We start from the raw sequence: 22,148 nt of genomic DNA on the forward strand, positions 1-22,148 counted from the left end.
AGAACGCTAAAGATATAAAAAGCTTGTACCGGGTTCGTCATTAAATGGTATTTATAATCAAAAGATTTATGTATAAGGCTTATTTTCGTTAAATTAGCGACCTTTACCAAGGAACTAAATGTCAGATATAATACAACTTTTACCCGAGAGTGTTGCGAATCAAATTGCTGCCGGAGAGGTAGTTCAGCGACCTGCATCGGCAGTGAAAGAGTTGATGGAAAATGCCATTGATGCGGGGGCGAATAAGATACAATTGATCTTGAAAGATGCCGGAAAGGTACTTATTCAGGTGATCGATAATGGATGTGGGATGAGCGTTTCTGATGCACGTATGTGTTTTGAGCGTCATGCAACTTCAAAAGTGCGCAAAGCAGAAGATTTATTTGCTATCCGTACCATGGGTTTCCGTGGGGAGGCTATGGCATCTATTGCTGCAATCGCACAGGTTGAAATGAAAACCCGCCGTTATGAAGATGAACTGGGTACGCTGATCGAGATTGAAGGCGCAACGATAACTAAACAGGAGCCTGTAGCTACACCGCAGGGAACCAGTATATGTATCAAAAATCTATTCTTTAATACACCAGCCAGACGTAATTTTCTGAAGAGCAATCCTGCTGAAATGAGACATATTATCGATGAATTCCAAAGGGTTTCATTGGCTAATCCTGCAATCTCTTTCAGTTTGCATCATGATGGAATGGAGATTTTCAGACTCCCTTCTTCTGCTTTAAAACAACGGATAGTCCATCTATTTGGAAATAATTATAACGAAAGGCTGATTCCTGTAGAGGAAGATACCACGATTATTAACCTGAAAGGGTTTATAGGCAAGCCTCAGTTTGCAAAGAAAACAAGAGGGGAGCAGTTCTTTTTTGTGAACAATCGTTTCATCAGGGATAATTACCTGAACCATGCGATCAATAAAGCTTATGAAGATTTGTTATCAGATGATAACTTCCCGTTCTATGTGCTTTTTATAGATATTGACCCGGCTAAGATTGATGTCAATGTACATCCTACCAAAACAGAGATTAAATATCTGGATGAGAAATCTATTTATGCGATTATCCATTCTGCGGTTAAACGTTCTCTGGGAAGGTTTAATATCAGCCCGACAATTGATTTTGATCAGGAAACTGCTTTCAGCGGAATGATCAGTCCTAAGAACCTGGATGAAATTATTCCTCCGAGTATTAGTTTTAATCCTGATTTTAATCCTTTTGCGGACGAAAAGAGTGATAAAGGCTCTGGTTCTTCTGGCTTCAGAGGTACGGAGACTGGTTTTGGTGGTAAGGAGACTGGTTTTAGCGGTATAGAAACAGGATTCAGGAGTTCTAATGGCAGCGGTCATCAGCCTGTAGCTAAGAATTGGGGTTCATTGTATGAAATTTCTAAGGAGAAGCCGGCAGAGCAGGTTAAAATGGAATTGCCTGGAAATGGGCCTGATGACAAATATGCGCCGATACAAAAACAACTGATGCAGCTGCATAATAAATATATTATTTCGCAGATCAAGTCTGGTTTAATGCTGATTGATCAGCAGGCGGCACACGAAAGAATATTGTACGAGCGTTTTAGCATTAACCTGGAAGACCGTAAGGGGGCTTCTCAGCAAAGTTTATTTCCGCAAACGGTCACCTTAAGTCCGAATGATTATGAATTAGCGAAAAGTTTACTGGATGATATCAAGAGTCTGGGCTTTGAGGTCAGAGAGTTTGGGAAAAATACTTTAGTCATTGAGGGAATTCCTGTTGATCTGGGAAGTAACCAGATTAATGAAACTCAGCTTTTTGAACATTTAATAGAAGGATTTAAGAATTCTCAGCAAGAGTTAAAGCTGGATAAAAGGGATGCGCTGGCAAGGAGTATGGCTAAAAATAGTGCGATTAAAAGTGGTGTTGTTTTAGGTCAGCAAGAGATGAATATGCTGATTGAGCAGCTGTTTGCTTGTAAGGCACCAAACTTTAGTATTAGTGGCAGACCTGTCATCCAGACGATGTCACTGACAGAAATTGATAGAAAATTTGATAAGTAATGATGAATAATATTCATATACCTCCAGTTGTTAAGAACCTGTTGATCATCAATGTGTTGTTTTTTGCGGCGAAATATGTTTTTGAATCTAAAGGGATTGACCTGGGCTATTATCTGGGTGCTTTTTACTTTGATTCTCCGCTATTTAAAATCTGGCAGCCAATTACGTATATGTTTATGCATGGGAACTTTACCCATATTTTATTCAATATGTTTGCGCTGTTCTCTTTTGGTTCTGTCCTGGAAACCAGGTGGGGCACTAAACGGTTTATTAATTTTTACCTGATCACTGGTCTGGGTGCACTGGCCTTACAATGGGGCGTTCAGGCTTTTGAAGTTTATCAAATGACGGGGTCTGCGGTTAATCCCGGCGCTGTAACTATTGATATTGTAAAGGGCATGGCTTCTTTGAATTTAAGGGGTTTAAGTCCTGATCAGGGGCAAACGTTGTTAAGCATTTATTCCGGCCCTATGGTTGGGGCTTCGGGTGCTATATTTGGTTTGCTGGTTGCTTTTGGAATGCTTTATCCGAATGCCGAACTCTATATCATGTTTATTCCTGTACCTGTTAAGGCTAAGTATATCATCCCTGTTTATATTTTGATAGAACTGAGTTTGGGAGTAGCAAGTGTCCAGGGAGACTCGGTTGCGCATTATGCACACCTTGGTGGTGCATTGCTCGGGTTTATACTCGTGAAGTTATGGAAAGAGAAAAATACATTTTACGATTATTATGACTAAGAAAAATCTGTTTGAGGAACTGAAATATAAAGTTTTCCAGTCTGGGAACCCGGTATTTTTTTACATTGGGATCAATACGATTGTATATGTTGCTGTAGCCCTTTTTGGGGTTACGTATTTTCTTGCCGGGAATACGAATGTCCGGTTTTTGGATTATGTGAGTGAGTATGTTGCTTTTCCTGCAGCATTACCTAAACTGCCTTTTCGCTTTTATACAATACTGACTTATCAGTTTTTTCACAATGATATTTTTCACATCCTGTTTAATATGCTATGGCTGTTCTGGATGGGCAGGATCTTTCTGGACTTCCTGAAACCCCGCCAGTTCCATTTGGTATATCTTGCTGGTGGCGTGATGGGGGCAGTCGTTTATGCGCTTGCTTATAATATTTTCCCTGTTTTTGCTCCTTATATTCCTGCAGCAATAATCATTGGTTCATCAGCTTCTGTAATGGCTATTGCAGTGGCTACGGCTACTTTAGTTCCGGATTATTCAATGAGCCTGATGTTTATCGGAAATGTGAAACTAAAATATTTGCTGATGGCTTATATTGTGATCGATCTGATCAGCATTGCTTCTCAAAATCCGGGTGGCAGTTTTGCACATCTTGGTGGTGCATTGTTTGGTTTTGTTTATATTAAGCTTTTGCAGGGTGGAAACGATTTAAGCGCCTGGTTTGAGCGTAAACCGACCTTAAAGGTGGTTAAGAACGATAAACCTGGTGCTGGTGCAAGAAATAAAAGTAATAAGGTCAACCAAAAAGAGGTTGATGCTGTGCTGGATAAAGTTTCCAAGTCAGGTTATGATAAGTTAAGCAGAGAAGAAAAGGAGATTTTATTCAAGGCGAGTAAGGATTAATGAAGAAAAAAAAGCTTACGTTTTTAGGGAAGATCACATTGCTGGTTGGGATGGTTACGGCTTTTGCTCTTTTGTTAGGGATATTGGCTGGTAATCTTGATCCGCGTGAACATGAGCTCATTGCTTTTTTTGGGCTGGCTTATCCGTTTGTACTGCTTTTAAATGTGTTGTTTATCATTTGGTGGATATTACGGGGCAGAATTGTATTTGCTTTAGGTACTGTAGCAATCATCGCCATAGGCTGGCATCCTTTAATTGCTACAGTTGGTTTTGTCGGGGAATCTGGTGATGGTCCAAAATCGACTCCTGAACTGGTGAGAATGATGACTTATAATGTGCATAGCTTTAAGCCTTATGGAGAAGCGAGCAATGAATCTGTTAAACAGCAGATGCTGGCTGTCGTGAAAGACGAAAATCCTGATATTATCTGTTTCCAGGAGTATTACACCCGCCGCAAAGGAACGTTTGCAATCACTGATAGTCTAAAGCGTATCCTGAAAACTTCCAACTATTATTTTATACCTTCTTCTGGTAATGATTATGAATCTGCCGGGCTGGCTATCTTTTCAAGATATCCGATCGTGAATAAGGGCAGTATCTTGTTTAGCACAAATCATGGAGGCAATGCAAGCATCTACGTAGATGTGATGATCAATAAAGAGAAGGTAAGAGTATATAATGTTCATTTACAGTCGATCTCTTTTGATAAGCAGGATTATAATTACCTGGATAAAGTAACGCAGAAAATGGATACGGAGATTTTACCGGCAAAAAGGATCGTAAGTATGTTGAAAACGGCTTTTCTGAAACGAAGCGGACAGGTTGATATTATGAAAGATCATATGAAATCCTGTAAAACGCCTTTCCTGATTGCGGGTGATTTTAATGATACACCTGCTTCTTATGCGGTAACACAGTTGACAAAATCGCTTCATAATACCTTTGTAGAACAGGGAACGGGCCTTGGCCGTACTTATAATGGAAAATTTCCAAATTTCCAGATAGACTATATCTCAGCTACCAGGACTATCAAGGTAATTAATCACCGGATTATACAAGCGAGATTATCTGATCATTTCCCTGTAAGAAGTGACTTAAGAATCAATTAATATACTTACAAATTTTTATCTTTGTTATCTTCAGTCCTGCATATTCCCGGACTAAAATAAATATATATACTAATGGAGAACGGTTTACAGCTATACAATACCCTTACGCGCAAAAAAGAGAATTTTGAACCCTTAAACGGCCATCATGTTGGAATGTACGTTTGCGGGCCTACTGTTTACAGTGATGTGCATTTGGGTAATTGCCGTACTTTCATTTCTTTTGATTTAATCTTCAGATATCTGAAGTATATGGGGTTCAAGGTTCGTTATGTTCGTAATATAACGGATGCCGGCCATTTGGAAGGTGATCGCGATGAGGGTGATGATAAGTTTGCAAAAAGAGCAAAGCTGGAGCAATTGGAGCCCATGGAAATTGTACAGAAATATACATTGGGTTTCCATGATGTACTGCGTATGTTCAATACGCTTCCACCAAGCATCGAACCAACAGCGACTGGTCACATTATCGAGCAGATTGAAATGATCAAAGATATCATCGCCAATGGTTATGCTTATGAAACTAATGGAACTGTATATTTTGATGTAGAGAAATATAGCCAGATTTATAATTATACCGTATTAACTAATCGTAATCTGGATGATATGATGGCTAATACAAGAGAATTAGGTGGACAGGATGAGAAACGTGGCAGACTGGATTTTGCTTTATGGATTAAGGCTAAACCTGAAACATTAATGCGCTGGCAGTCTCCATGGGGTGTCGGATTTCCGGGCTGGCATATTGAGTGCTCTGCGATGAGTGCAAAATATCTGGGTGAGGAGTTCGATATTCATGGTGGTGGTATGGATTTAGCGGCTACGCACCATACCAATGAAATTGCACAGTCGGAGGCTTGTTATCATAAACATCCTGCAAAGTACTGGATGCATACCAATATGTTAACGGTTAATGGAGCGAGAATGTCTAAAACTGCTGGAAATGGTTTTATGCCGTTACAGTTATTTTCTGGTGATCATCCTTTGTTATCTAAGGGATATAGCCCAATGACAGTTAAGTTCTTTATGCTTCAGGCGCATTACCGCAGTACGCTGGATTTCTCGAATGATGCATTGGATGCTTCAGAAAAAGGATTCAGAAGACTGATGAATTCTCTGAGTCTGCTTGAAAAACTGACACCTGCTGCAACGGGAGATTTTGAAATCGAGCCGATCAGGTTGAATTGTGTAAAGGCAATGAATGATGATTTTAATAGTCCTGTAGTTATTGCAGAATTGTTTGAGGCAGCAAGAATTATCAATACTGTTTATGATGGTAAGGGTAGTATTTCTGCTGCTGAACTGGAGAAGTTGAAACAGCTGATGCAGGATTTTGTATATGATATCTTCGGGCTAAAGGATGAGGAAAGTTCAAATACGGAGCTTAATGATGTGTTGGATATGGTGATTGATATCAGAAAGAGCGCAAAAGAAAACAAGGATTATGCTACTTCTGATAAGATACGTATTGGTCTTCAGGATATTGGCATCCAATTAAAAGATAGTAAAGAGGGGACTACCTGGAATAAATTATAACCGGAAGTTCCTTACGTTAATCAAAACACCTTATATTATTATACTATAAACTAAACCATGATCAATAAAATTATCTGCACCCTAATGGCTGCAACTTTTACTTTAGGGGCATCTGCTCAGCATACTGATGGCACTACTAAATCATTAGTAAAGGCGGAAGAGGAATTTGCAGCAACTGCAGCAAAGGATGGTATTAAATCTGCCTTTAATGCTTACAGTGCGAAAGGTGCATTGGTTTTCAGACCTAATCCGGTAGATGCAAAAACTTTCTATGCAAACCAGCCTAATGATAAAAATCTGAGCTGGGCACCTGATTATGCGAGGGTTTCCCGCAGCGGTGACTGGGGTTTCACTTCTGGTGGTTATACGGTAGATGGCGAGACTAAGGCTTATGGTGAGTATCTTTCTGTTTGGAAAGCAATCAATGGCAAATGGGAATTGGCACTGGATTTAGGAGCGGAACACCACAAACCTTTACAGCCGGTAACTACTCATTTTGTAGAGCCTAAGGATTATTTTAAACCAAAGTTCGGTGGGCCAAAACAGGCTGCTGCTGGGAAAGATATCATTTTAACAACTGAAAAAACGTTGAACATGACTTTGAAATCTTATGGGATTGCTGCTTATGGTGGTTTCCTTAATCCGGATGCAAGAGTTGTATTCCCAGGTTATGAGCCTGTAATCGGGAAAGATAAGATCATCGCTTTTTATAATAGCATGGTTGATAAAATGAGCTTAAGAACTGTTGGTGCTGATAAGGCGGCTGGCGGGGATTTAGCTTATACGTATGGAGTTGCAACTATTGACTACAGAACTGATTTAAGAGAGAGTTTTAATTATGTGTTCATTTATGAGCGTCAGCCTGATTTTAACTGGAATCTTATTCAACAGATTTACGTTCCTGCGGAACGTTAAGTTTCTTGTTCTCAAATAAAAAGGGTTTCTTAGTATCAGTTTAATTTAAACTGGTGTTAAGAGGCCCTTTTGTGTTTAAAGGGGATTTTGGTTAAATAAGCTTTTATGTATCATAAAAGCTATTTAGCCGTTAAATGATTAAATAAAAGAATGATGAAAAAATACTTACTATTTGGAGTTGCAGTGTTATGTTTTATACAGGGTTATAGTCAGAGTTTTGATAAGCAGGGGCAAAGGGGAGCCAGGGGTTTAATGCCTGAGAATACTATTGGTGGCATGTTGCGGGCTTTGGATCTTGGGGTTACGACTTTAGGAATGAATGTAGTGATATCAAAAGATAAGCAGGTGGTGCTTTCTCATGAACCTTATTTTAATAATGAGATCAGTCTTACACCGGATGGTAAGGATATTCCGCTGAAGGATGAGAAGAAGTATAATATGTATGAGATGGATTATGACCAGATCCGTAAGTATGATGTGGGGAGCAAGGTTCATAAGCGGTATCCTGGTCAGCAGAAGTATAGGGCTTATAAGCCGCTGTTGAGTGAGGTGATTGATTCGGTAGAGGCTTATGTAAAGTTGCATAAGTTGCCTAAGCCTAATTATGCGATTGAGATCAAAACGATCCGTAAGGGTGATTTGGAGTTTCATCCTGAACCAGCAGAGTTTTCACAGTTGGTGATGGATGTGGTTGTGAAGAAAAAGATGGTCAAAAGGGCAATTATACAAGCTTTTGATATCAGGTGTTTGCAGTATGTACATGAGCATTATCCAAAGGTGAGAACTGCTTTGATGATTGATGAGAAGGAGGATTTCGAGAATAATATTAAGGATTTAGGGTTCAGCCCGACATTTTATAGTCCGTATGCGGTATTGGTCGGGAAAGGGTTAGTGGACAGGTGCCATGAGGCGGGAATCAGGATTGTACCGTGGACGGTGAATAGTTTGAAGGATATGGAGTATATGGTGGGGTTGGGGGTCGATGGTATCATCACTGATTATCCCAATTTATTCCAGCGATTGGAATTGCCTGTCAAGTAGGTTTTCCGGGGGGGATTTCCAGAGGAGATCAAAAAAACAGGGTGTGCTATTTTCAGACTGGTCGCCTCCTGAAGAGGAGCCGAAGGTCAGGAAAACAGCACACCCTGTTTTTTTGCCGCCTGGGTGGGTAACCCATTGTAAACCGGAAAGACTAGCTCGCCGGAAATCCACAATCAATGAAAAATATGGATAACAGTTCTTCAGTTGGGCAGGGAGGTGAAATAGTTGAAGAAATAAAAGGAAAGACTGGTTGGAGAAATAAAAGGAAAGACTGGTTGGGGGAATGAAGGGAAAGACTGGTTGGGAAATGAAGGGAAAGACTGGTTGAAGAAATAAAAGGAAAGACTGGTTGGGGGAATGAAGGGAAAGACTGGTTGAAGAAATAAAAGGAAAGACTGGTTGGGGGAATGAAGGGAAAGACTGGTTGGAGAAATGAAGGGAAAGACTGGTTGGAGAAATAAAAGGAAAGACTGGTTGGAGAAATAAAAGGAAAGACTGGTTGGGGGAATGAAGGGAAAGACTGGTTGGGAAATGAAGGAAAGACTGGTTGGGAAATGAAGGGAAAGACTGGTTGAAGAAATAAAAGGAAAGACTGGTTGGGAAATGAAGGGAAAGACTGGTTGAAGAAATAAAAGGAAAGACTGGTTGGGGGAATGAAGGGAAAGACTGGTTGGAGAAATAAAAGGAAAGACTGGTTGGAGGATGTAATGGGAAAGCTTGTTATAGCAGGTTCCTGATGATTTTCTCTACGGACAGGCCTTCGGCTTCGGCACGGTAGTTTCTTACGATACGGTGGCGGAGAATGGCTTCTGCAACGGCTTGTACGTCTTCGATGTCTGGTGAGTACTTTCCAGAGATGGCGGCGTGGCATTTTGCACCGAGGATAAGGAATTGGGAGGCTCTTGGGCCTGCTCCCCAGTTTACGTACTGGTTGATTTCCGGGGTTGCCAATGGGTTTCCGGGACGGGTTTTTCCAGTTAGTTTTACGGCGTATTCCAGTACGTTGTCGGTTACGGGAATGGTACGGATCAATTGCTGAAAGTATTGAATCTGCTCGGCGTTGATTAGTTTTTTAAGGGTAACGGGGTTATTGCCGGTAGAGTTTTTAACGATAATGAGTTCTTCCTGAAAGCTTGGGTAGGTAAGCAGTACGTTGAACATGAAACGGTCGAGCTGTGCTTCGGGAAGTGGGTAGGTACCTTCTTGTTCGATGGGGTTCTGGGTAGCAAGAACGAAAAAGGGTTTGGGTAAAATGTGTTTGTGGCCTGCTGCGGTAACTGATTTCTCCTGCATGGCTTCCAGAAGGGCTGCCTGGGTTTTTGGAGGGGTTCTGTTAATTTCGTCAGCGAGAACAATATTAGAGAAGACAGGGCCTTTAATGAACTTAAAGTTCCTGTCTTCTCCTAAGATTTCTGAGCCAATGATATCCCCTGGCATCAGATCGGGGGTAAATTGTATCCTGTTAAAGTTAAGGTCAAGGACATCTGCTACGGTTTGTACCAGTAGTGTCTTTGCAAGTCCCGGAACACCTACCAATAAGCAATGTCCATTGCTCAGGATGGAGATGAGTACCGATTTAACAGCTTCATCCTGTCCAATAACGACTTTACCAATTTCATTCTTTATATCCTTGTAAAATTGGTGAAGGGCATCAACTGCCGCTTTGTCGTTAGTGTACTGCATAATTATTTTGTTTCTTCTGGTAATGGTTTAGTCCAGATCTTTAACTCATCACAGGTAGAGTAGTCAGGATCGATTCTAATATAAGTGCTTTTTCTTCTTTTTTCAAACCATTCGCTCATTACACGATCCATTTTTTGTTGCTGAGCCTTTTCTTTGAACTTAGCGTAATCTTGTTCGAGGTTACCTTTGTGTGGTGCAATCTTAGATTTTAAAAGGATAATTTTATAGCCTTCTTTTCCGTCTGCTCCTGTAAATGGTACTGGTCTTGATATTTCGCCTACTTTCATCGTATCTACAACAAGGAATACTTTTGGATCTAGTTTGTCAGCTGGAATGAATGTAGTTCTTGCTGTAACGTTATCTGCAAATAAGAGCATACCTCCGTTATATTTTGATTCTTTGTTTGAAGAGTAAAGGGATGCCGCTGCTGAGAAGCTCAGTTTGTTCGCAATTACGTTGTTGTAAACACTGTCTGCATGCAGTTTCGCACGGTCTAAACTTTGTGGGGTAGTTTGCGGACGAATCAGAATGTGACGGGCGTGAACCTGCTCTCCTCTTCGTTCTACAACCTGCAGCACGTGAAATCCAAAGTCTGTTTCAAATACTGGTGAAAGTTCTCCTGGTTTTAATTTAAAGGCATATGCTGTAAATTCTTTAGCCATCATTGTACGGTCAAAGAATCCTAAATCACCGCCTTCTGGCGCTGAACCCGGATCTTCAGAATATGTCTTCGCTAAAAATCCGAAGTCTTCTCCACTTTTAACGCGTAATCTTATCGCATCAAGTTTATCAAAGAAACGCTGTTTTTCTGATTTAGTCAGTTCCGGGTTGATTACGATCTCTCCAACTTCATATTCAGCAGGGATATCTGGTAAACTGTCTTTTTTGTAAGAATCGTAATATTTTCTTACTTCTACAGGAGTAATACTCACTTTCTCAGTGATAGTCCCCTGCATTTTATTCGCCTGAAGCTGATCTTTAACGTCAGGTCTCAGCTCATCTTTATATTGTAGTACCGAACGGTTCAGGAATTCTTCCAGTTTATCCTGGCCGCCTGCACGCTGGATCTGGTAACGCATTCTTTTGTCCAGTTCATCATCCACCTGTTTATCGTCCACCATTACGGAGTCAATATTTGCTTGTTGTTTTAATAAATGTTGAACCAGCATTTGTTGAAGGATGTAACACTTTACTTTCTCATCCACCGGGTTCCCTGAATTCAGGTACATTACGTATTGCTGGTTTAATTCCGACAATAGGATTACATCGCTTCCCAGTACCGCAATCACCTTATCTACGCTTTTTGTCTGGGATTGTACGTTTAAAAACAAGAAGAGCAATCCGCTTGCCATCAATAAAATTTTCTTCATTATACTATTTTCAATTATATTCTATTTGCAAATTTACTATTATTCAATGATTTGTCTGTGCTATTCTCTGATCAGTTTGCTTAAGGTATGCTGATCGATGGTTATTTTATATTTGTTGCGTAGCGCAGTGATCCATTTACAGTCCAGTTGTTTCTGATAGTCTTCTGCTACCTCACTTTTACTGTCTTCATAAGATAGGGACGGATAGGACCCGGCATGTGCATTGTAATACTCGTGTATCTGCTTATCGTTATTCTCCAGGCCATCCCAGATTTTCTTCTCGGAAATATTGAAAAGTAAAAGTGCTTCTTTAAATTCGTTAACGACCAGCGAAAAGTCTGCACCTTTAGCTTCTGGTGGTGCTGAAGCTAATAATGCCTGCTCGTAATTCCTGGTTTCAGCGATATAAGTACTGTCTTTATCTAATCCGGCTTCCAGGGCATCCTGAACTTTCAGCTTAAAATCAATGTATATGTTTAAAAAAGAAATCAGATCAGTTAATGTTGGTTTGGTATTCCCCGGACGATGCTTCTGATATACCCATACAAATTCTTTCTGACTTACAGGGCTGCCGTTGATTACAGCTACGCTTTGTGCGACAGTACTGAAATAGAAAAAACAGAGAACAAGAATAAAACAGATTTTTCTCACAAAAGGTCTAAATGGTATTTTTAAGGTATAAAAGTAATAAATTAAGGCACTATAATAAGATATTTAACTAATTTTAACACAAAAAATATTTCCCAAAAAAGGCACAATTCATGGGTGAACAGTTAACTACCAGTACAGAAGCTCTCCGTTTATTTTTTACAGAGGATATTTACCTGGTCAATAGTGATGATAAAATACTTGCTGCGGCACAACCTGAGCTAAAACCAGCTCCTGTTCCTGTGCTTGAAAATCCTGTTCATGTGGCTGCCAATGCTGTTCATGTAACTGCTGATCCCATTGTTGAAGTGGTGGTGCCGGTGATCGCGCCGCAAGTTCCTGAAATTAAGATTGCCGTTGCTGAAGTTAAAATCCCTGCTGCAGAAGCTATAGTATTCAAGTATCTGGGTAAAAATCAGAAGAATATTTTAATCCTGGTCAATGATGCCGGGAATGAGGTAAGTACTGACAAAGGAAAAGAGCTATTGCGGAATATCGTGAAAGCTCTTCAGCTAACAGCCAATGACTTTGCTTTACTCAATTATGCCGCTTACGCGAATACGGGTTTTGAAGAATTCAGTAACTTCTTTAAAAGTAACCTGGTCTTTGCTTTCGGCGTCACGCCTTTACATCTTGGTTTGGGAGAACAACCTGTAAACGAAATTATTATGCAAGGTGCTGCACAACTTATTTTTTCCGGAAATCTGGATCAGCTTGCTGATGATCAGGCGGGAAAGAAAGCATTGTGGGGCAGCCTTAAGAAACTTTCTATATGATCAGACAATTAGTCTTTGCTACCAATAATATAAATAAAACAAAAGAAGTCAGCTCTTTATTGGCTGGCCAGTACGAAGTCCTGAACCTGCAAGATATTGGTTGTATGACCGATATTCCAGAGACAGCAGATAGCTTTGCAGGCAATGCAGGTTTAAAGAGCCGGTTTGTAGTTGAAAATTATCAGTTAGATTGCTTTGCAGATGATAGTGGTCTGGAAGTTGAGGCTTTAAACAATGAACCTGGAATCTATTCTGCCCGTTATGCCGGTGAAAGAGGGGATGCTGCAAATCTTGAATTGGTTTTAAAGAAGATGGAAGGACAGCAGAACCGCGCAGCGCGGTTCAAAACAGTAGTCTCTTTAATTCAAAATGGCGAAGAATTTCTCTTCGAGGGATCAATCCAGGGTACACTCCGGGAAAGCCGCACTGGTGAGCATGGCTTCGGCTACGATCCGATTTTTCAGCCAGATGGTTATCAGGTAACTTTTGCTGAAATGGAAATGGCAGAGAAGAATAAGATCAGTCATCGCGCAATTGCTATGCGCAAGCTTATTGCTTTTTTAAAGGAACAGGCTGTTTAGTTAAAGAATCCACTTTCTTTAGTAAGGGAGGCACTATTTTCTGAATCGTATCGGCAATTTTTGGTGGTACTTTTTGAATAACTTCTAAGGGATTAATCTTCTTTTTTAGTGAATCTACTTTATTCTTCAAAGAGTCAGCACTCTTTTTCAATCCTGGGATATCCGTATTCTTTTTCAGGTTCACAGAGTCAGCTGCTTTTTTCAGCATTTGAGGATCAATGTCTTTAGCAGCCTTTTTAAGGATGCTGCCAGCCCCGCCAGGTAACTGCTCAGAAATGGCATCAATAGCTGCATCCTTCAAGTCTTTTGCCGCTGGTTTCCCTGGTGTTTTTACCCCCGGTTTAGCGCCTGTTTTAACCACCGGTTTTCCTGTTGCTTTTGCCGCTGCTTTCGGTTTGGCGACTGGTTTTGGGTTGGTGATATCTCTTTTTGAACGTGGCCTTAACTCTGGCTTCCAGATAAAACCTGTTAAAATTACATCCTGTTTGATGTCGGCAACGGGTGTAGTTGCCCCTTCGACATCCTTAATAGGCACGACATCCGAGATCTCACTTTTCCGGAAATTAACCTTAATCCGGCTGCTGATCGTCTGATTCATTTTATCATATTTTTTACCATCATCAGTCTTTGTGAAATAAACACTTTCTGCGTTACCATCCACGTACATGCTGTTTAATGTTCCGTCTTTAAAGAAGCCTGTAATCATTTTACCTTTAATCTGGTTGAATTTGGCAGAATCTACCGGATCAACGTTAACAGCAAATGCACTGCTGATTACCTGTACGGAGTTTATCTTTTTATTTCTCAGTTGCAGATAAATAGTATCCCCGGTCTGCTGAGAATTTTGTGACCAGATAATTGGGTTTTTGTACCAGCGTAAGGTCGAATCCGCACTCGTATAAAACAGGGAATCTGCTTTGGCCTGCATGTTGGACTTGAAGACATTCACATGGTGGTAAGCTTTGATAATACGGGTAAGCACAGTATCTGCCGGATTAAATGGCAAACTATCCTTAGTTGTTTTTTTAATCACTGGTTTAATCCCGGTTTTGATTTTAGCGGTATCAGTTTTAACCTTTATAGCATCCGATTTCACTTTTGAGGTGTCAGTTTTGTCTTTTGCAATGGCTGTTTTAATCTTTGCGGTATCAGTTTTTAATGCTGGGTCAGTTGTTTTTACATCAGGCGCGGTCTTCGGCGGAGCAGCCTTTTTTACAGTTGGATCAGCTTTTAAACCTGATTTTAAACTATCTGCCTTTAAGGTTTCTTTACTTAAAACCGGAATACCCTTTTTAATTACCGCATCAATTTTTGCAATCGCTGCCTTTTTGTGCAACGTATCCTGTGCCTTCAGTTCCGCCGCTTTCCTGAAGATAGAATCAATTTTCTGAACAGGGACTTTCGCCTTCAGCATACTGTCCCGTTTTACACTATCTTTTGCGGTTAAAATGACTTTTAAAGGCGGGGCTTTAGGATTTTTACCATTTCCAGCAGCAGGAACAACAGGTTTTTTCGGATCTCCGGGTTTAGCCTTTTTACTGCCTACCTTGCTGCCTTCTCTGCTTTCTTCCCCTAATTCATTGTCCTTTTTGATGACAGGGCCTTTAATCAGTTTTAATGTTTTTTGCAAAACCATTTGTGTTTCCAATGTATCGGCCCCCAGCCATAAACTATCGGGACGCTTCACTTCTTTGACTAGAATAGAATCACTGGTACCCATACCTGCATAGGCATTTTTAGTAACCAATGTCCGCTGGTCCTTTTTGTAATAATAGCCTAGCTGACCATGCATCAGCATTTTATCAATAGTATCTTTAAATACAATATTTCTTACTGCCTTACCATAACCAGCACGTCCGTCATAGTATAAACTATCCCCTTTGAGAGACTTACTGCCGGAGGTATACAGGTTGTTTTTTCCAAAATAAGCATAAGTAGTTTTCGTATTGTATGCACCGTTTTCTGTATAAAGATTTCCGCCATCTTTCTCCCTGATGTTGGTGGGGCCATAAAAATAGGCCCAGTTGGTCAGTGTATTATACCTTAGTGTATCAGATTTAATTGTACTTTGTTCGGTAACCACCAGCACATTATAACGAAAATAAGCATCCCTGCTATTGGCAAAATAATAACCATTCTTACTGGTGATGGTCGCATCCTTGTTCACAATTTTACCACCACTCACATAAGTACCTACTTTAGGAGCCATAGCATAATCCAGTACATTGGTTGTTAATACGGAAGTTCTGTCCAGCAAACGGACATTGCTCGTTAAGTGGGCGAGTTTCGCATTTCCATCATAAGTCAGGTAATCTGAATAAATATTGATGGTATCTGCCTGATTGATGTGTACATTATTAAATGCTTCGAAATAATTCTTGGACGTATAAAAGACGGCACTATCGCAGGTAAGAATAGCGTTATCCTGTTTAAAAACCGGTTTTCTTAAATAAGTGATATCAGTTTTTGTAATAATTTTACTTCTTTCTGAACTTTGAAGGATGATTTTAGTTTTTTGTTGTGCCGTTTGAACTGCATTCTGCTGTGCCGAAAGAGTTAAGGGTAACAAGAAAAACAGGAGGATCCCTGCAATCCTTAAGGTGGGATTACTATAGATGAAGTTCATGATTGTATCATAAACGTTAAAAAGCGTATTTATTTTACTTGAAATGTGAATTTTTCGCACCTTACAAAGTTAGTTTTTTGATGACCATTCTAGGCGCCTGTTTAAAATTTATCTGATATTTTGTTTGTCCGGTGAATTTAAAAACCTCTTCCTGCTTCTTTTGGCCTCAAATCGTTATTTTTGACGGATGTTACTCTTGCACAATTTTCTGGATTACATCAGGCTGAATTCCTTATTCCATCCAGACCAGCGGATTCTTTTAGCGGTTAGCGGAGGAAAAGATTCTGTACTCATGGCCCATCTTTTTAAAGAGGGAGGATTTAAGTTTGGAATTGCTCATTGTAATTTTGGCCTGAGGGGGGAAGAGTCACAAAGAGATGAGCGTTTTGTGAGTGCGCTGGCTTCACGGCTGGAAGTACCGTTATATGTTACACATTTCGCTACTAAAGCGTATGCTGCTGAACATAAAATATCTACTCAGATGGCAGCCAGAGATTTAAGGTACCGCTGGTTTGAAGAATTAAGAATACAGGAAAATTATAGTTATATCGCTGTTGCACACCACCAGGATGATGCGATAGAAACAGTATTGCTGAATTTAGTGAGAGGGACAGGTATTGCAGGCTTACACGGCATACTGCCTAAGCGGGATAACTTAATCAGGCCACTACTCTTCTTATCCCGTGCAGGAATAGATGGGGTGATTCAAGAAAAAGGTTATGATTTCGTGGAAGACAGTTCTAATGCAAGTACGGCCTATGCGAGGAATAAACTAAGACTAGGCGTAATCCCGTTACTTAAGGAGATCAATCCTAATCTGGAGCAGACTTTTGAACATAATATTCTTCGTTTCGCAGAAACGGAGTTGGTTTTGCAGCAAACTGTTGCCGGGCTCAGGACGACATTGCTGGAGGAGAGAAAAGAGGGTGTTTATCTTTCGCTGGACAAAATTAAAGCACTGAACCCTAAAAGACTTCTTTTGTTTGAACTGTTAAAGGTTTATAATTTTACGGAAACAGTCGTGGAAGAGCTGCTTGGTTCTTTAAATAAGCAAAGCGGGACTTCCTTTTACAGTGCTGGTCATCGCATTACACTGAACCGGGATGAACTGATTGTGACAACCATTACAGCCGAAGAGGTTTATACGAACAAGATCATTCATCCTTCGGATATAGCAATAGCCTTTGGCAACCAGGTTATTGAGATTTCTTACACTGAGCAGTTGGCTTTTGAGAATAATCCACAGAAAGCATTTGTCGATGCAGACCGGCTGATATTCCCTATAGTGGTCAGAACATGGCAGGAGGGGGATCGTTTTATGCCGATCGGAATGAGAAACTATAAAAAACTAAGTGATTTCTTTATTGATCAGAAAATACCTCTGCCCCAAAAAGATAGTATTCCAATCCTCGTTAATGGGAACGGGGATGTAGTATGGGTAGCAGGCTTAAGGCAGGACAATAGATATAAAGTAACAGCTACAACAAAAAAAGTCGCTATATTCGAGCAGAAATTAAATTAAATGAGCAATAAGTACGCTTTTCTGGAGAAACAATATATAGGTCGTGATTACATCAGGATATGTATCCGTTTGTTAATGGCCGCTTTCTGTTTTGGTGCATATGTATATGAAAGAGATCGCGACAATACACAAGACTTATTTCTTGTGGTGGGTTTTGGGATCATTGGTATCTCTATTGCCTTATTATTTCTGATTCAGTATAAAACGATCATCCACAATAAAAGTATGATCATTGATGGCTTGTGGACCGCAAAAAAGGTGAAGATTGATTTAAATAGTATCACTGATGTCAGAAAGGATACTTATAGTAGCTATCTTTTCAATAACCCGGTATACAATCTGCACCGTAAAGGAAGTATTCGTTTTTACTCTTCCGGTAAAGATGCAGTCGTGTTGACAGACCGCGATGGTCTGGAATATTTCATTGGTACACAAAGACCAAATGAGATGCTTTTGGTCATTCAGGCCGAAATGAAGAAATAATCCTGTTGTGCAGAAGAAGTTATTCTGTCACAAATCAAATAATTGCAATTGTTTAACACAAAGCTCAGTTTTAGTACTGTAATTTGCGGGTGAAACAGTTTAGTTAAAACTGTTATAGATAATCTATAATTGATGAAAATAGGTATTGTTTGTTACCCTACATTTGGCGGTAGTGGTGTTGTCGCTACAGAATTGGGAAAGGCATTGGCCGATGAAGGACATCAGGTCCATTTCATCACCTATAGCCAGCCTGCAAGGTTAGACTTTTTCTCTGCTAACCTTTATTATCATGAAGTATCAGTCCGGGATTATCCATTGTTTGACTATGCGCCTTATGAGTCTGCATTGGCCAGTAAACTGGTAGACGTGGTGAGATTTGAGAAGCTGGATATCCTGCATGTACATTATGCAATTCCACATGCTTCTGCTGCCTTTATGGCGAAACAAATCCTGGAAACCTACGGTATTTACATTCCGTTTGTAACTACGCTCCATGGAACTGATATTACTTTAGTTGGAAAAGACCCGACTTATAAACCTGTAGTTACCTTCTCGATTAATAAATCTGACGGAGTTACTACGGTTTCAAATGACCTGAAAGAAGATACGAACAACCACTTTGATATCACAAATGAGATCAGGGTGATTCCTAACTTTATAGATTTCAGCAGATTCAGCTTGAAACCAAAAGATCATTTCAAAAAGGCTATTGCGCCTAACAATGAACGGATTCTCATTCATACTTCGAATTTCCGAAAAGTGAAAAGAACGGCAGATGTGATTAAGATGTTCAGATTGATCCTGAATAAAATCCCATCTAAGTTACTGATGGTAGGAGATGGGCCTGACCGTGCGAATAACGAACAGTTATGCCGGGATCTTGGTATTTGTGATCATGTACGCTTTTTAGGGAAACAAGATGCAGTAGAGGAAATCCTTTCTGTGGCTGACTTATTTCTGATGCCTTCTGAAACGGAAAGTTTTGGATTGGCTGCGTTAGAGGCTATGGCTTGCAAGGTGCCTATCATTACTTCTAATGCTGGTGGTTTACCGGAATTGAATGTAGATGGTTTCTGCGGCTATATGAGCAATGTAGGTGATGTGGATGATATGGCAAAGAAAGCCATCATGATCCTGGAAAATGATGAAGTGCTGAACACGTTTAAAGAAAATGCATTCAAAAGAGCACAGGACTTTGATCTGAAAAAGATATTACCATTGTATGTAGACTATTACAATGACATTATCGCTAAAAATCTTGCTTTACAGCCTGCTTAATAGCTACGTTTAATTCTTATTCCAAAAAAAAAGAGGCTTCATTTTGAAGCCTCTTTTTTTATATATAATTCTGATTACATCTTGCTGTCCAGTGTTGTTTGTTTAGCGACGAACTCAAAACAAACAGGAGCACCTATTTCAATTCTTTTTCCGCTGTCTTTTAATGCGCCAGTAACCTTATCACGTTTAAAAATTACAACGTTATTGGTATATTGATGTCCAACTAATAACCAGTTACCACTTGGGTCAATCACAAAAGCTCTTGGACCATTGCCTAAAGTACTGGTCTGGCCTTTATTAGTCAGTTGACCGTTACTTTCAACAGCGAAAGTGGTGATCGTATTGGCAGTACCTCTGTTACTTGCATATAAGAACTTTCCATCAGCAGTAAGCTGGATATCAGAACCTCCATTTTCGCCTTTAAAATCTTTAGCTACAATAGATACTTCCTGGATCTTTTTGAACACGCCATCAGCATAACTGAAAACGGTTACCTGAGCAATCATTTCCTGGATCAGATAGGCAAACTTGCCATTGCTGCTAAAGGTGATATGTCTTGGTCCGCTGCCAGGTTTGATAGCAATACTATCTTTTAAAACAAGCACGTTATGTTCTGAATCTTTAGCGTAAGCGTAAGTATATACTTTATCTTTTCCTAAATCATTCGCGATCACATAACGGTGGTCAGGAGTAAAACGTACCATGTGAACATGAGCACTGCTTTGTCTGTCTTTGTTAACGCTTGATCCTACATGTTTAACAACCTGTTTGGCCGGAGTCAGTGAACCGTTTGCTGTTCTGCCAAAAACACCGATGGTGCCTCCGCTATAGTTAGCAATCAATACATTTTTGTCATCTGCGATCAAATAACAAGGATCCGCACCTTTTGAAGGTTGTTTATTTAGAAAACCTAATTTTCCTGCAACCGCATCAAAGCTAAAGGCGCTTACCATACTTTTTTCACCATCCTCGTTCACTGCATATACAAATTTGCGATCGGGTGTAACGGTAAGGAAGCTTGGATTAATCACGTTCTTCTCTACATACTTAAACTTAGCAGCAGCATCAGGCGTGTTAAAATCATAAACATAAATTCCTTCACTTTTACCCGGAGCTGTATAAGTTCCGATCACCAGGTGATAATCTGCCTGTTGTGCTTTAGCAGAAAAAAAAGAAACGGTAGCGGTTAACAGACAAAATATTTTTCTCATAAATCATTTATAATTACTGGATCAGATGTTTGATCTGAATCAGTTCATGTTCTTCTAAAAAGCGCCATCTTCCACGAGGAAGGTCTTTTTTGGTCAGGTTACCATAAACCACACGGTCTAATTTAACAACCTCATAACCCAGGTGTTCAAATATTCTGCGGACAATCCTGTTTTTTCCACTGTGGATCTGGATGCCTACTTCACGTTTAGAACCTCCGGCTACGTAAGATACAGAATCTGGTTTAATAATACCATCTTCTAATTCTAATCCGAACTGAATTTTGTTCAGGTCACCCTGACTTAAACTTTTACTTAACTCAACATGGTAGATTTTAGTAATTCCATTTTTTGGATGAGATAACTTATCTGCTAAATCACCATCATTTGTCATTAATAAAAGACCTGTTGTATTGCGGTCTAAACGACCAACGGGATAAATACGTTCTCTGCTTGCTTTTTCTACCAAGGACATTACCGTACGACGTTCCTGAGGATCATCGGTTGTAGTAATGTAGTCTTTAGGTTTATTTAAGATCACGTAAACTTTCTTTTCACGTTTCAGCAATTCGCCATTGTAACGTACTTCGTCTTTACCCGGATCTACTTTATGTCCCAGTTCAGAAACCGGTACCCCATTTACAGAAACCACACCTGCAGCAATCAGCTCATCTGCCTTACGGCGTGAACAGATACCAGAGTTGGCAATGTAACGGTTCAAACGGATTTTTCCGTCGTCTACAGTATTAAAGCTGCTTTCCTTTCTGCTGCGCATAACAGGCGCTTTTTCAGCAAAAGGCCTTGGCGCACCAGAATATGGTTTTGCGGGGGCACCTTCTTCTCTTTTTCTGAATGGTCTGCTATCTGTACTTCTGGAAGTGCTTTTTTTATCTTCAAAAGTTCTGAATGGTCTTTCTCCATCAGTACTGAAATTGTCTTTCTTTATATAACTACGGCCTTCATTTCTTGGCATCTCTTTAGAACTGCCTTCTTTAAATGCACGTGGTTTGAATGTTTTGCCGCCAGCACCACCTCTTGACGAGAAGCTTTTTGCATCGCCGTCTCTGCCTGCTCTTGGTCTGTCACCATCTCTTGGAGGTCTCGATGAGAAGCTTTTTGCATCGCCGTCTCTGCCTGCTCTTGGTCTGTCACCATCTCTTGGAGGTCTTGATGAGAAGCTTTTTGCATCGCCGTCTCTGCCTGCTCTTGGTCTTTCACCGTCTCTTGGAGGTCTTGATGAGAAGCTTTTTGCCTCGCCATCTCTACCTGGTCTTGGTCTGAAACTACTATCACCGTCTCTTGGAGGTCTTGCTTTAAAATCATCACCATCTTTACTGGCTCTTGGTCTGTAGTTATCTTTACCAGCACCAAATTTACTCTTGTCGTTCCCCTCTTTATCCCCAAACTTGCTTTTACCCTTGTAAGCACTATCTGCTCCACTACGGCCTTTACCTGTTGTGCTTCGGTTTCCCGGTTTGGACTTGTCATCCCGACTGTTCCTGTTGTTGTTATTTGTCATGATACGCTGTTAACCACATAATTAATGCGGGGTGCAAATTTAATAAAAATCGCGCAATTAGTCATTTATATTTTCAGGATGTCTATTAAAAATAAAATCGCGGCCTATTGGTGTTTAAACCTTGATTTTATTGCTTATTTCTGTAAAATGTTGATTATTAGATAAATATAAGGTACATTTGCAGGCGTTTTATAATTGTTCACCAAAAAAAGGAGGAAA

The 22,148-nt window shown here is 40.1% G+C and carries 18 protein-coding genes; 12 read left to right on the forward strand and 6 right to left on the reverse strand.

Going from position 1 to position 22,148, the window contains the following annotated elements; translation table 11 throughout:
* Positions 1 to 118 precede the first annotated feature (118 nt).
* From mutL to ABIB30_RS06885, 7 genes are all read left to right on the forward strand, one after another.
* On the forward strand, positions 119 to 2,038 hold the full coding sequence (mutL, locus tag ABIB30_RS06855; RefSeq protein WP_354300496.1) for a DNA mismatch repair endonuclease MutL: 1,920 nt from the start codon (positions 119 to 121) through the stop codon (positions 2,036 to 2,038).
* A gap of 2 nt (positions 2,039 to 2,040) precedes the next feature.
* Positions 2,041 to 2,778 (forward strand): rhomboid family intramembrane serine protease, encoded by a 738-nt coding sequence (locus ABIB30_RS06860; protein ID WP_354300790.1) that lies wholly within the window; start codon positions 2,041 to 2,043, stop codon positions 2,776 to 2,778.
* Positions 2,771 to 3,637 (forward strand): rhomboid family intramembrane serine protease, encoded by an 867-nt coding sequence (locus ABIB30_RS06865; RefSeq protein ID WP_354300498.1) that lies wholly within the window; start codon positions 2,771 to 2,773, stop codon positions 3,635 to 3,637. The genes ABIB30_RS06860 and ABIB30_RS06865 overlap by 8 nt, the downstream gene beginning before the upstream one ends.
* Positions 3,637 to 4,746 (forward strand): endonuclease/exonuclease/phosphatase family protein, encoded by a 1,110-nt coding sequence (locus tag ABIB30_RS06870; RefSeq protein ID WP_354300500.1) that lies wholly within the window; start codon positions 3,637 to 3,639, stop codon positions 4,744 to 4,746. The genes ABIB30_RS06865 and ABIB30_RS06870 overlap by 1 nt, the downstream gene beginning before the upstream one ends.
* A gap of 72 nt (positions 4,747 to 4,818) precedes the next feature.
* Positions 4,819 to 6,279, forward strand: coding sequence for a cysteine--tRNA ligase (gene cysS / locus ABIB30_RS06875; protein ID WP_354300502.1), 1,461 nt, complete (start codon positions 4,819 to 4,821; stop codon positions 6,277 to 6,279).
* A 57-nt stretch (positions 6,280 to 6,336) separates the two neighbouring features.
* Positions 6,337 to 7,194 (forward strand): nuclear transport factor 2 family protein, encoded by an 858-nt coding sequence (locus ABIB30_RS06880; RefSeq protein ID WP_354300504.1) that lies wholly within the window; start codon positions 6,337 to 6,339, stop codon positions 7,192 to 7,194.
* A 150-nt stretch (positions 7,195 to 7,344) separates the two neighbouring features.
* Positions 7,345 to 8,235 (forward strand): glycerophosphodiester phosphodiesterase family protein, encoded by an 891-nt coding sequence (locus ABIB30_RS06885; RefSeq protein ID WP_354300506.1) that lies wholly within the window; start codon positions 7,345 to 7,347, stop codon positions 8,233 to 8,235.
* 720 nt (positions 8,236 to 8,955) lie between these two features.
* Here the strand turns inward: ABIB30_RS06885 and ABIB30_RS06890 are convergent.
* From ABIB30_RS06890 to ABIB30_RS06900, 3 genes are read right to left on the reverse strand one after another with little or no spacing between them, the layout of a single operon-like run.
* Complete coding sequence (locus ABIB30_RS06890; RefSeq protein WP_354300508.1) at positions 8,956 to 9,918, reverse strand: AAA family ATPase; 963 nt, start codon at positions 9,916 to 9,918, stop codon at positions 8,956 to 8,958.
* 2 nt (positions 9,919 to 9,920) lie between these two features.
* Positions 9,921 to 11,288 (reverse strand): peptidylprolyl isomerase, encoded by a 1,368-nt coding sequence (locus tag ABIB30_RS06895; protein ID WP_354300509.1) that lies wholly within the window; start codon positions 11,286 to 11,288, stop codon positions 9,921 to 9,923.
* Between the two features lie 60 nt (positions 11,289 to 11,348).
* Positions 11,349 to 11,939: a hypothetical protein gene (locus tag ABIB30_RS06900; protein ID WP_354300511.1), complete on the reverse strand. Its 591-nt coding sequence runs from the start codon at positions 11,937 to 11,939 to the stop codon at positions 11,349 to 11,351.
* A gap of 110 nt (positions 11,940 to 12,049) precedes the next feature.
* Here ABIB30_RS06900 and ABIB30_RS06905 point away from each other — a divergent pair, with 110 nt between their 5' ends.
* Positions 12,050 to 12,712 carry a hypothetical protein gene (locus tag ABIB30_RS06905; protein WP_354300513.1) on the forward strand — a complete coding sequence of 221 codons (663 nt, stop codon included), beginning with the start codon at positions 12,050 to 12,052 and terminating at the stop codon, positions 12,710 to 12,712.
* Complete coding sequence (rdgB, locus tag ABIB30_RS06910) at positions 12,709 to 13,293, forward strand: RdgB/HAM1 family non-canonical purine NTP pyrophosphatase (protein ID WP_502931082.1); 585 nt, start codon at positions 12,709 to 12,711, stop codon at positions 13,291 to 13,293. The genes ABIB30_RS06905 and rdgB overlap by 4 nt, the downstream gene beginning before the upstream one ends.
* On the opposite strand, the gene ABIB30_RS06915 is transcribed toward rdgB, so the two are convergent.
* Positions 13,262 to 15,919: an OstA-like protein gene (locus ABIB30_RS06915; protein ID WP_354300515.1), complete on the reverse strand. Its 2,658-nt coding sequence runs from the start codon at positions 15,917 to 15,919 to the stop codon at positions 13,262 to 13,264. The genes rdgB and ABIB30_RS06915 overlap by 32 nt on opposite strands.
* A 187-nt stretch (positions 15,920 to 16,106) precedes the next feature.
* On the opposite strand from ABIB30_RS06915, the gene tilS reads away from it, so the two are divergent.
* The 3 genes from tilS (at position 16,107) to bshA (ending at position 19,202) form a co-directional block, all read left to right on the forward strand.
* The gene (tilS, locus tag ABIB30_RS06920; RefSeq protein ID WP_354300516.1) at positions 16,107 to 17,441 is read left to right on the forward strand and encodes a tRNA lysidine(34) synthetase TilS; all 1,335 of its coding nucleotides are present in this window, start codon (positions 16,107 to 16,109) and stop codon (positions 17,439 to 17,441) included.
* Positions 17,442 to 17,924, forward strand: coding sequence for a hypothetical protein (locus ABIB30_RS06925; RefSeq protein ID WP_354300518.1), 483 nt, complete (start codon positions 17,442 to 17,444; stop codon positions 17,922 to 17,924).
* Between the two features lie 132 nt (positions 17,925 to 18,056).
* Positions 18,057 to 19,202: an N-acetyl-alpha-D-glucosaminyl L-malate synthase BshA gene (gene bshA, locus ABIB30_RS06930; RefSeq protein ID WP_354300520.1), complete on the forward strand. Its 1,146-nt coding sequence runs from the start codon at positions 18,057 to 18,059 to the stop codon at positions 19,200 to 19,202.
* A gap of 74 nt (positions 19,203 to 19,276) precedes the next feature.
* Here the strand turns inward: bshA and ABIB30_RS06935 are convergent, their stop codons facing one another.
* Both ABIB30_RS06935 and ABIB30_RS06940 read right to left on the reverse strand, forming a co-directional pair.
* On the reverse strand, positions 19,277 to 20,413 hold the full coding sequence (locus ABIB30_RS06935) for a lactonase family protein (protein ID WP_354300522.1): 1,137 nt from the start codon (positions 20,411 to 20,413) through the stop codon (positions 19,277 to 19,279).
* Between the two features lie 13 nt (positions 20,414 to 20,426).
* Positions 20,427 to 21,929 carry a pseudouridine synthase gene (locus ABIB30_RS06940; RefSeq protein ID WP_354300524.1) on the reverse strand — a complete coding sequence of 501 codons (1,503 nt, stop codon included), beginning with the start codon at positions 21,927 to 21,929 and terminating at the stop codon, positions 20,427 to 20,429.
* Positions 21,930 to 22,148 lie beyond the last annotated feature (219 nt).

Origin of the sequence: Pedobacter sp. UYP1, assembly GCF_040547305.1 — a bacterium.
Taxonomy (GTDB): domain Bacteria; phylum Bacteroidota; class Bacteroidia; order Sphingobacteriales; family Sphingobacteriaceae; genus Pedobacter.